Origin of the sequence: Clostridium sp. (assembly GCF_016650095.1) — a bacterium.
Lineage (GTDB): Bacteria > Bacillota > Clostridia > Clostridiales > Clostridiaceae > Clostridium_AD.
On sequence record NZ_JAENWL010000098.1, the window covers coordinates 1 to 10493 of the forward strand.

Genomic DNA, 10493 nt, shown 5'->3' on the forward strand with positions numbered 1-10493 from the left:
AAAAATATAATCAAACACTAATACTTATAACACATGACGTTAATATAGCAGCCATGGCAGATAGAGTTATCACCATTGAAGATGGTGAAATAATTTCTGATAAAAACTTAAAAGCAGTAAAGTGAAAGAAATTCAATATATGGGAAATATTTATAAAAAAACAATTCTGGATGGAGAGGAGAAAACCCTTGTACAAAGCTCTATTATGATTTATGATTCGAATTCACTTGAAGTTTCTAAAAAATATCTACAGTCAGAAAATGTTAGAAGGAGAAGATCCTTTTTGATGAAAACACACTATCAGTTTATATTAAGAGGATAAGGGATAAAATAGAAGACAATCCTAGTGATCCTCAATATATTGTTAATAAACGTGGACTAGGCTACATGTGGAATAAGGATATGCATAACCAAGGTGATGGCAGTACCTGCGGTGATGAATAAGGAGTAGATGGTATGAGAAGATATTTTATTAATTCTGAACTGAAAATAAGTTCGACCGTTCTTTTGTTTTTAATGACTTTATTTTTACTCATTACATCTTTAAGTTTAAAAATGCATCATGATAACTTAAAGGCTGATTATATAAAAAGTTTGGGAGCTATTAGCGAAAGAATGATAGAGAAAAATCCTGAGATGGAGAAAGAAATTATACCTCTTATTACAAAGGAAGTCTCTAAGGAAGAAGCTATAAAAGGAAGTGCTTTTTTAAAGCAATATGGGTTAACAGAAGATTTAGAGGATGCTCTTTTCCCATATGTAAGTGGAACCATTATAAAGAATAACTATTCAATTATTATAATCTTTATTGTCATGGCTGCTATATTATTTATACTGAATTATTTTCAATATAGTTTTTTCTATAAAAGGATAAGAAGATTAACTATTGCAGCAAAGAAGGTAGTTGATGGAGATTATGACATAGCTGATATTAATAATAGCCTCTTCAAGCCACAATCTATCATGCTCAAAATATATCCTATTGGGTAAACGAAAGGAACGCCAGCCTCAGCAAAGCGTTCCCATTACTACCGTCCTTGTCCTCTTAATAGCTTCTGTATATTTGAGAATAACCCCAAAAGAATTCCTAGTAGCAATGTTTGAAATCCATATGTAAAAACACTAGATAAATGTAAAAACATTGTTAACGTTGCTACCATTAATGTTGTAAGTAATAAGGATATTGTCATAAAAGCAAATAATCCTAAAAAGTGATTTATCTTTAATTTTGATTTAACTTTATTGGTAATTACCATTTTTTTATCAAAGTAAATAAATAGACCTGCTGGAACTAAAAGTAGTATTATTTTTATTATCATATCCATAAATTATGGCCTCCTATGTGATTTTAAATTTATCTTATGCATTATTTAGACATAAAGTTCTTACTGCGATGCAGGTCAATTTCATCTGTTTTTATTACTCTGAGTGAATCACTAACACTTTTTTCTAAGGCTAATTTACCATATTTATCTACTTCGGTTTTATCTTTTGGACCATGATGAAGGGAGGCCGCGCCACCTATACATCCACCAGAACAAGCCATTCCCTCTATGAAATTACCGTTTAACCTATTGAATTTCAATAATTTTAGGGCTTTATCACATTCGATGAGACCGTCACAGCTTATAGGTTTAAATTCAACAGAAGTATCTTCAGCTTCAACTAAGTGTTTAACTGCTTCAGTAAGACCACCAGATCTTGCAAAAATTCTCCCATAAAAAGATGCATTATTTAAGGGAAGTTCCTCGCAGGTTTCAATGTCTATTTCAAAAGCATCAAGCATTGCCTGAAGCTCTTCAAAAGTCAATACGTAATCAGTAATGCCTTTTAGATCGTCTTGCTTTATTTCCATTTTTTTAGCTGTGCAAGGTCCGATAAATACGACTTTGGCTAAAGGATCAGTCGTTTTAATTAGTTTGGAAATTGCTATCATAGGTGAAACGGTGCTTGAAACATGTTTACCGAGTTCTGGGTAATTTTTCTTAATGTAAGAAACAAAGGCTGGACAACAAGAGCTTGTCATAGCCTTGAACTCCTGGATGTTATCTATAAATTCACTTGTTTCATGCTGTGCTACCATATCTGCACCTAGGGCAGCTTCTATGACATCTTTAAAACCTAATTCTTTTATACCGGAAACTACTTGACCAATTTTAGCGTAGGTGAATTGGCTAGCGATTGCAGGGGCAATGACTGCATATACATGTTTACTTTTATCATTTTTTGATTCCATTAATATATTAGTAACGTCCACTACTGAGGATTTATCCATAATTGCGCCGAAGGGACATTGATAAACACAAGCACCACATTGGATACATTTTTCATTATCAATAACTGCTTTTTTATCTTCATCAATACTTAAGGCACCTGCAGTACAAGCTCTACGACAAGGCCTCATAACATCAGAAATTGCGTTGTACGGGCAAGCAGTTTTGCATTTGCCACATTCAATACATTTGTTCGAGTCTATGTAAGATCTTCGATTTATAGAGTGAATTGCACCAACGGGGCATGCTTGAATACATTTATGTGTTATACAGCCTCTACAGGCTTCAGTAACCGTAAATCGTTGAATTGGACATTCATCACAAGCAATATTTATTATTTCAATAACATTTTTTATCTTTTTATTTCCACCCATTACGAGTTTTATTCTCTCGCCAATAATTGCTCTTTCCTTATGAATGCAACAACGTGTTCTTGCTTTAGGCCCTGGAATAAGAACCTTAAATAAGTTTTTGCCTTCTTTTTTTAGAGTTCCTTTAATAGCAAGTTTAACTACTTCTCTTATTACCTCGTATTTTATAACTTGTATATCATTATCGAAAACCTTCAAATTTATCACTTCTCCTATTTTTACAATGTTTAAGGTATAGATATCAGATTCTTAAATTCTAAAGAGAAGTTAAGGATATTTACAGCCTATCATTGAAAATGTATTTTTCTAAAAAAAACTATTAACATTACTTTTTTTATAGCTAATTAACTCTTCTTAAATTTATGGATATGAGTTTATTATAACATAGCCTAGGTTAAGGTGAAGTTAAATCTTACTTTTAAGACTGTGATAGTTCTTAGCAAATAAAAACACTCCTGAGAAGCCAGGAGTGTTTTACCAATTTTAAAAGTGTATAATGTTTTATAAACTATTGCAAATTATGATAAATCCAATTTATTATCTATTAGATAGGAAGTGGTTATGAAAAATCCAACAAAAATAATTATATCAAATATGGCACTAGCAATATTAATAATAGGTGCAGTAACTGAAAGCGAGAAACCAGAATTAGATGCTCCAAAATTATTAGCTATTGCAGAGCCGCCTAAGTTTATTGTTTGAGGAAATAGTGTTGTAAGTTTAAGTGACAGCCAACTTATTCCTAATGATATAATTATAAAAATTATGAAAGAACCTATTTTGCCTAATTTTTTACCCTTTAAGGCTACTTTCCCAATAACCATACAAAAGTATATTAGCATTAAAAAATACAATGTAGCCCAGGTAGAACTAAATATATTATATACTATTACACCTAGCTGAAGATCTTTAAAATAGCTAAGTATTTCATCAGGTAGATTTAAATAAAACATTGAAAAAGAAACTAAACTAACAATGGATATTTGAATTAAAGCTGTTATGAGCCTTGAAGTTATTATTGAAATGCCGGATTGTGGAAGCGTAAATAAAAGATACCCTGAGTCTTCATGCAAATATTTACTCATAATTTTCATTGAAGATATAAATATTACTATTATGGCTCCAACAGCTAAGAACATGGATAATCCTACTATTCCAGTAGTGTCCCATGAACCTTTCTTTGTCATTAGAAGCAGGTTAGCAATTATAACAGTTGTACAAATACCAAGAATGGTTAAAATAGTTGCTCTTAATTCATATTTTACAAGATTAAACATTATATAAATACCTCCCTGTACAATTCATCAATTGACTTTTTCTTACTAATTCGTAATTCTTCTGCATTACCTTGTAGTACTATTTCTCCATCAGAAATAAAGGCTACATCATCGAAAATTCGTTCTATATCATTTACAAGATGTGTAGTAATTAACATGGAGCTGTTTTTACTAAAATTATTGATTATAGCATCTAATATTTTTTCTCTAGCAGTCGGGTCTACGCCACCAAGGGGCTCATCAAGTATATAAAGCTTTGCGGCTCTTGAAAGTACTAAGGTAAGCTTTAGCTTTTCCTTCATTCCCTTTGATAGGCTCTTCACGGTGCTATTTTCCTCAAGGCTCATAAACTTAAGTAATTCATATGCTTTTTTTTCATCAAAATCAGAATAAAAGTCCTTGAAATACTTTACTGCATCCTTTACTTTCATCCACTTTAGAAGATATTCATTATCAGGCAGATAAGAAACTATAGACTTTGTATAAACACCAGGTTTTTCACCATCTATTAGTATTTCTCCACTGGACGCGTGTAGTATGCCAGCAGCTATTTTTAAGAAGGTAGTTTTGCCACTACCATTAGGACCAAGAAGTCCTACAATTTTCCCAGGTATTATATCTAGGTCTACCCCGATTAGCGCTTTTTTATTTAAGTATGACTTACATATTTTCTTTGATTCTAAAATATTATTCATTTTGGTTTACCTCCATAGTTTCCTCAGAAACAGATTTAATTATTTCATTAGTTGTAAAGCCTAAGCTTTTCATTCTGAGTATAAAGGAATCTATAACTTCCTTTGCCATTTCCTTTTTTAGATCATCCACCATATTTTCTACCTCCCCAACAAATGTTCCAGTACCTCTTTGTGTATAAACAATTCCAAGTCTTTCAAGTTCTTGATAAGATCTTTGAAGCGTATTTGGGTTTACCTTCATAGTAGTTGCCATTTCTCGTACTGAGGGTAATTTATCCTTTGCTTTTAACTTCCCTGTAACGATATCCATTTTTATAAAGTCGATAATTTGTAAATATATAGGTGCTCTGTCATTAAATGCTGCAGCCATCATTTCATCTCCCTTTCACAAAGCACATTGATGTTCTAGTGCTATATGCAAATAGTACACTAGAACATTAGAGATGTCAATATACAAAACAAAATTTTATTTATTTTAAAAGGACTATTTAAAATGCTATAATCAATCTGTAAGTAAATAATAATTTATTGACGTTGATTTTCAAATATTACTTAAAATTATAAATTTCTATAGCAAAGGAGAATATAATGCTAGCATATAGATTTAACTTATATTCTATTGTTTACAAATGGGGGGATGATTAAGTTGAGGTGTTTTGATACTTATAAAGGATTACCTAAAAGTATATATATTATATTTTTAGCTCAAGTTACCAATAGGTTTGGTGATTTTGTAATACCTTTTTTAACTTTGTTTTTAGTTAAGAAAATGGGACTTACCTATGAGAGTGCAGGATTTGCAGTAATGCTTACTGCATTAACATCAATTCCAGGATCTTTTGCAGGAGGGCATATTGCAGACCATATTGGAAGAAAAAAAACTTATGCTATTTTTCAATTGACCGCAGGTTTTTTTGTGTTTTTATGCGTGTTTTTTAATAATCCTCAAATCATTATCGCACTTATTTGTATATCCTCATTCTTCAATGGAGGAGTTAGACCAATTCTTTCAGCAATTATAACAGACGTACTGCCAGCTGAAAAAAGACAAATTGGGTTTTCAATATCATATTTGGGAATAAACTTAGGTGCTGCGCTAGGACCACTTGTAGCTGGATTTCTATTTAACCATTATATACCACTTATATTTATAGGTGATGCAATTACTTCACTAATAGCTGTAACTTTAGTAGTATTAAATATAAATGAGAGTTTACCAGATTATGATATCAACGAATGTGTTAGAAATGAAGAACAAAGTGAAGTGGGGAACGTTTTTTCAGTTTTGGTGAAACGTCCTAAAATTCTTGTTTTTCTTATCATTAATATTTTTCTAAGTTTTACATATACACAAAATGTTTTTTCCTTGCCTATAATGTTAGATTATGTTTTTGGAAGTAGGGGAGCAGAAAATTATGGTATTCTTATAAGTTTTAATGCTATGACAGTTCTTGTAATGACTATTTTTATAACTAGTAAAATAAGGAAATGGCATCCGCTCAGTGCAATAGCTATAGCGGGAATCCTATATGCAATTGGATTTGGAATGATTACATTTATCCAGTCAATGCCATTCTACATTTTATCAACTCTTATATGGACAATAGGTGAAATCATGGTTGTGACGAATTTTGGAGTATATATTGCAAATAATACTCCTCAAAATTTTAGAGCAAGATTTAGTGCAGTTACAACATTAAGCTTTGCAATAGGCGCAGCGCTTGGTACGTCACTCATGGGTAAATATATGGACATTTTAGGAGTAAAAGCCGTATGGCCATTAATATTCTTTTTATCACTGTTTGGAGCCGTAGGAATGTATATTCTTAAAATTAAGACGGAAGAAAATATAAAAGGTGATATAGCTCCTAAATTGTAGTAAAGTATTAAAAAGTATATGTAAAAATATTATCTGAATATTCAAAAAAATATCTTTACAGGCCATTTTAATTATGCTATAATAAAAACAAGAAGAAGTTAATTCTTCCTGCAAATCCTAATTCATTAATCTAGGTTATAAATTTATTTTTGATTTAAGAAGTAAAGGGGTTTGAAAAGATTCAAGATTCAAGATTCAAGATTCAAGATTCAAGATTCAAGATTCAAGATTCAAGAAATATGATATATCAATTGTTTTAATTATGGTCAATTAAAAATATGTTAATGTCAATGTAATTTGAACAACTGCAATAGAAGGGAAAGATTTGTTATTACAGAAATGGAAAGTCAATTAAAAAGTGAATTAGGGTTTGCTTAGCAGTCAGTTTATAGTTTTTATATAAATTGGCTGCTATAATTTTTTGAAGAAATATAGATTCCTAATATATAACAATGATAAGAATAGATTAGTGAAATATAGGAAGAAATTTTTTGAATATAAGGATATAATGATATTAGATAATTTAACATGTGAGACGAGATTAGTTTACAAAAATTTAAAAGATTGGTAGGCGAGTGTTATGAAAAAAGTATTTGCACCAGGGTGTGCATTGATAATTTACAAGCCAGAGCTTGGGAAAAAAGTACTGGAATTTTTAAATAGTGATTTAGGTAATATAGATGAACACCTAATTTGCTGTAGGCATGAACCAAATTTGGAGAAGGGAACACAAATAATAAATACCTGTGCTGGTTGTGATAAACGTTATAGAGAACTTTATGAATCAGTGACAACAATCTCACTTTGGGAGGTATTAGCTGAAAGCAAAACATTCCCATTCCCAGATTATAAAGGACGCGATATGGCTATACTCGATGCATGTCCTACTCGAGATCAAGAGAGAGTACATAATGCTGTAAGAGTGTTACTTAAAAGAATGAATATAAATGTGGTAGAGCCAGAAAAAACTAGAACAAAGGGTACTTGCTGTGGAGATAGTTTTTATGGGGTTCTTCCTGTAGATCAAGTTAAGTTGCAAATGAAAAAACGTGCTGCAGATATGCCTGTACGAGATGTGGTTGTTTATTGTGTTTCTTGTTCTAAATCAATGTATATAGGGGGCACGAAACCAAGATATTTAGTAGACCTTTTATTTGGAGAGGACACAATTCCAGGAACGTTTGAACCCGATGAATGGCATGGACAGATTAATAATTTTATCAACGAACATTAAAAATTATATAGAAAAAAACAATCTCTTTACCTCAAAAAATAACCTTAATAAGAAAGAGGGGGATTTATATGGATAATCAAAGAATACTTCTAGTTGATGATGAGGAACGTATAAGGGATATGATAAAAGAATATACAAGCCTAGAGGGGTATGATATAGATGAAGCATCCGATGGAGTAGAAGCTTTAGATTTATTCAGACAGAATAAATATTCACTGATTATATTAGATGTTATGATGCCGAAAATAGACGGGTTCACCGTATGCAGAGAAGTACGCAAGACATCAAAGGTTCCTATAATTATGCTTACTGCAAGGGGAGAAGAGTATGATAAACTTTTTGGTTTTGAGCAAGGTGTGGACGATTATATAATGAAACCATTCAGCCCGAGGGAACTTCTTGCACGTATGAAAGCAATAATACGAAGAAGTTCTTACACCAATCTTGACTCTAAAAAGGAAAATAAAGTTACCTTTGATGGGCTTGTAATAGAATTCGATTCAAGAAATACTTATGTAAATGGTAATATAGTTACACTTACTCCCAAAGAATATAGTTTACTTATTTTCTTTGTTAAGAATCCAAATATAGTATTTTCAAGAGAACAACTGCTTAATGATGTTTGGGGCTATGAATTTATTGGTGATGACAGAACTGTAGATACACATATAAAAATGCTTAGGGAGAGTATAAAAGAATATAGAAAATTTATTGTTACAGTTTGGGGAACCGGATATAAGTTTGAGGTGGGTGAAAAAAATGAAAAGTATAGCACTTAAACTATGGTCAGGCATGATGGCACTTGTTGTTGTGATGCTTGTTATACTATGGCTTTTCCAAATTGTATTTCTAGAAAAGTTTTATACAGAAATAAAAATTTCAGAGGTGAAAAATAAAGGCTACTCTATTATTAATCAGCTTGATATGAAAGAAGGGGAAAATTTAGAAAGCACTTTTGAAACATTTGCAAATGAAACTAATTCTAACGTGGAGTTTTTGGATTCAGATGGTGAAACAATCTATATAGCAGATTCAAATGGTAGTAATTCTCAGATGCCTATGATGATGAATAATTCAAGAATTGAAGCTGTCAATGACATTATTAAAGGAAAGGAAGTAATGTTATCTTTAGAACATCCTAAATTCCATAATACATTTATACTTATTGGATTACCTCTTAAAGTGCAAAATGAATTTAAGGGTGGCCTTCTTATAAGCTTGCCTTTAGCACCTGTAGAGGATACGGCTTCAATACTTAAAGTGCAGCTAGGTTACATCACGTTAATTTTACTTTTCATAGCTTTAATTTTTGCGTACTTCTTATCTAGAAGTTTTACAAGACCTATACTTGCAATTACAAAAGTCTCCGAAGAAATGGCTGCCGGTAATTTTTCTGCAAAAATCAAATCAAATAGTAGGGATGAGATTGGCAGACTTGCAATGACTATTAATTATATGGGGGAAGAACTATCGAAAATTGAACAACTTAGAAAGGACTTGATTGCTAATGTATCTCACGAATTACGTACGCCATTAAGTCTTATACGTGGATATGCTGAGACAATTAGAGATGTAACAGGAAATGTTCCTGAGAAACGTGAAAAACAGCTTGATATTATTATAGAGGAATCAGAGAGGCTGGGTAATATAGTTGAGGATATTCTTAATTTATCTCAAATACAGGCTGGATACATTAATTTGAATAAAACCCAGTTTAATGTTAATGAGTTTTTGGAAAGAATCATCAAGAAATTTGAGATTTTAAGTGAGAAAACTGGAGTAGATATAGTTCTTGAAAATCATGGAGATGTTATAGTAGAAGGGGATGAAATAAGGATAGAGCAGGTTATGTACAATCTTGTAAATAACGCTTTTAACCACACTAAAAGATCAGGGCATATAAATATAAGATCAATAGAAAATGAGAAAAAACTTAGGATTGAAGTTGCGGATAACGGAATAGGTATATCAGAAGAAGACTTAAAGCATATATGGGACAGATTTTATAAAACAGATAAAGTAGAGGATGTAAAATCCACAGGCACGGGTCTTGGACTTACGATTGTAAAGACTATTCTTGAATCACATGACTTTAAATATGGAGTAGAGAGTAAAAAAGGAACTGGCACTAAGTTCTGGTTTGATATTAAAAAATAATAAGATTTCACAATTATTTTTGTATTCTATCATACTTCTATCACAAATGGTCCTTATAATAAAGATATAAAGTAAATCTAAAAAAATATAAGGAGTGTGTGTGTTATGAAAAATATTAAGAAGATTGTTTTATCCATTGCAGTAGTAGGCGTACTAAGTACTAGCGTTGCTTTTGGAGTTGTAGCTACAAAGACACCAGCAGATATAACATCGGGATTAACAGGTAAGACAGTTGAAGAAGTTATATCTGAGAGAGCTTCAGGAAAAACATATGGAACAATAGCTAGTGAGGCAGGAAAGTTAGATGAATTTAAAACAGAGTCACTTCAGCAGAAAAAACTAGCACTTGATCAAAGAGTAAAAGATGGTAACTTAACTCAGGCAGCAGCGGATGAAATGTACACTGCTATTGCGGAAAATCAAGAAACTTGTGATGGCACGGGAAGTGCTGGAATAGGTAGGATGAGTGGAGCAGGCTTTGGACAAGGAAACGGTCAGGGAAGAGGACAAGGAATGGGTAATGGGTTAGGACAAGGAAATGGTGCCGGATGCGGTAGTTACACGACACAATAAATATAAAGTAAAGACTCCTACTTCTATAAGTGGG

The 10493-nt window shown here is 31.9% G+C and carries 12 protein-coding genes and 1 pseudogene; 8 read left to right on the forward strand and 5 right to left on the reverse strand.

All coding sequences use genetic code 11. The annotated features are described in order from the left end of the window. The 3 genes and pseudogenes from JJE11_RS07820 to JJE11_RS07830 form a co-directional block, all read left to right on the forward strand. Positions 1-125, forward strand: a pseudogene (locus JJE11_RS07820) (ABC transporter ATP-binding protein); the annotation flags it as partial. Between the two features lie 205 nt (positions 126-330). Then, complete coding sequence (locus JJE11_RS07825; protein ID WP_366927918.1) at positions 331-444, forward strand: hypothetical protein; 114 nt, start codon at positions 331-333, stop codon at positions 442-444. 12 nt (positions 445-456) lie between these two features. Further along, positions 457-990, forward strand: a complete 534-nt coding sequence (locus tag JJE11_RS07830) for a hypothetical protein (RefSeq protein ID WP_291634281.1) — start codon at positions 457-459, stop codon at positions 988-990. A 38-nt stretch (positions 991-1028) separates the two neighbouring features. Here the strand turns inward: JJE11_RS07830 and JJE11_RS07835 are convergent, their stop codons facing one another. The 5 genes from JJE11_RS07835 to JJE11_RS07855 form a co-directional block, all read right to left on the reverse strand. After that, entirely contained in the window at positions 1029-1325 is a 297-nt protein-coding gene (locus JJE11_RS07835) for a hypothetical protein (protein WP_291634283.1), read from the reverse strand. Positions 1326-1366: 41 nt separating this feature from the next. Continuing rightward, entirely contained in the window at positions 1367-2842 is a 1476-nt protein-coding gene (locus tag JJE11_RS07840; protein WP_291634285.1) for a 4Fe-4S dicluster domain-containing protein, read from the reverse strand. A 320-nt stretch (positions 2843-3162) separates the two neighbouring features. Beyond that, entirely contained in the window at positions 3163-3921 is a 759-nt protein-coding gene (locus tag JJE11_RS07845; RefSeq protein WP_291634287.1) for a hypothetical protein, read from the reverse strand. Further along, complete coding sequence (locus JJE11_RS07850; RefSeq protein ID WP_291634289.1) at positions 3921-4616, reverse strand: ABC transporter ATP-binding protein; 696 nt, start codon at positions 4614-4616, stop codon at positions 3921-3923. Before JJE11_RS07850 ends, JJE11_RS07845 begins: the two co-directional genes overlap by 1 nt. Beyond that, the gene (locus JJE11_RS07855) at positions 4609-4986 is read right to left on the reverse strand and encodes a GntR family transcriptional regulator (protein ID WP_291634291.1); all 378 of its coding nucleotides are present in this window, start codon (positions 4984-4986) and stop codon (positions 4609-4611) included. The genes JJE11_RS07850 and JJE11_RS07855 overlap by 8 nt, the downstream gene beginning before the upstream one ends. A 267-nt stretch (positions 4987-5253) precedes the next feature. Here JJE11_RS07855 and JJE11_RS07860 point away from each other — a divergent pair, with 267 nt between their 5' ends. The 5 genes from JJE11_RS07860 to JJE11_RS07880 all read left to right on the forward strand — a co-directional run bounded on the left by JJE11_RS07860 (position 5254) and on the right by JJE11_RS07880 (position 10459). Continuing rightward, a complete protein-coding gene (locus tag JJE11_RS07860) occupies positions 5254-6495 on the forward strand; it encodes an MFS transporter (protein ID WP_291634292.1) in 1242 nt (413 codons plus the stop codon). Positions 6496-7075: 580 nt separating this feature from the next. Beyond that, positions 7076-7729 carry a (Fe-S)-binding protein gene (locus JJE11_RS07865; RefSeq protein WP_291634294.1) on the forward strand — a complete coding sequence of 218 codons (654 nt, stop codon included), beginning with the start codon at positions 7076-7078 and terminating at the stop codon, positions 7727-7729. Between the two features lie 68 nt (positions 7730-7797). Next, positions 7798-8508 carry a response regulator transcription factor gene (locus JJE11_RS07870; protein ID WP_291634296.1) on the forward strand — a complete coding sequence of 237 codons (711 nt, stop codon included), beginning with the start codon at positions 7798-7800 and terminating at the stop codon, positions 8506-8508. Then, entirely contained in the window at positions 8489-9886 is a 1398-nt protein-coding gene (locus JJE11_RS07875; protein WP_291634298.1) for an ATP-binding protein, read from the forward strand. Before JJE11_RS07870 ends, JJE11_RS07875 begins: the two co-directional genes overlap by 20 nt. Before the next feature lie 105 nt (positions 9887-9991). After that, entirely contained in the window at positions 9992-10459 is a 468-nt protein-coding gene (locus JJE11_RS07880) for a hypothetical protein (RefSeq protein ID WP_291634300.1), read from the forward strand. Positions 10460-10493 lie beyond the last annotated feature (34 nt).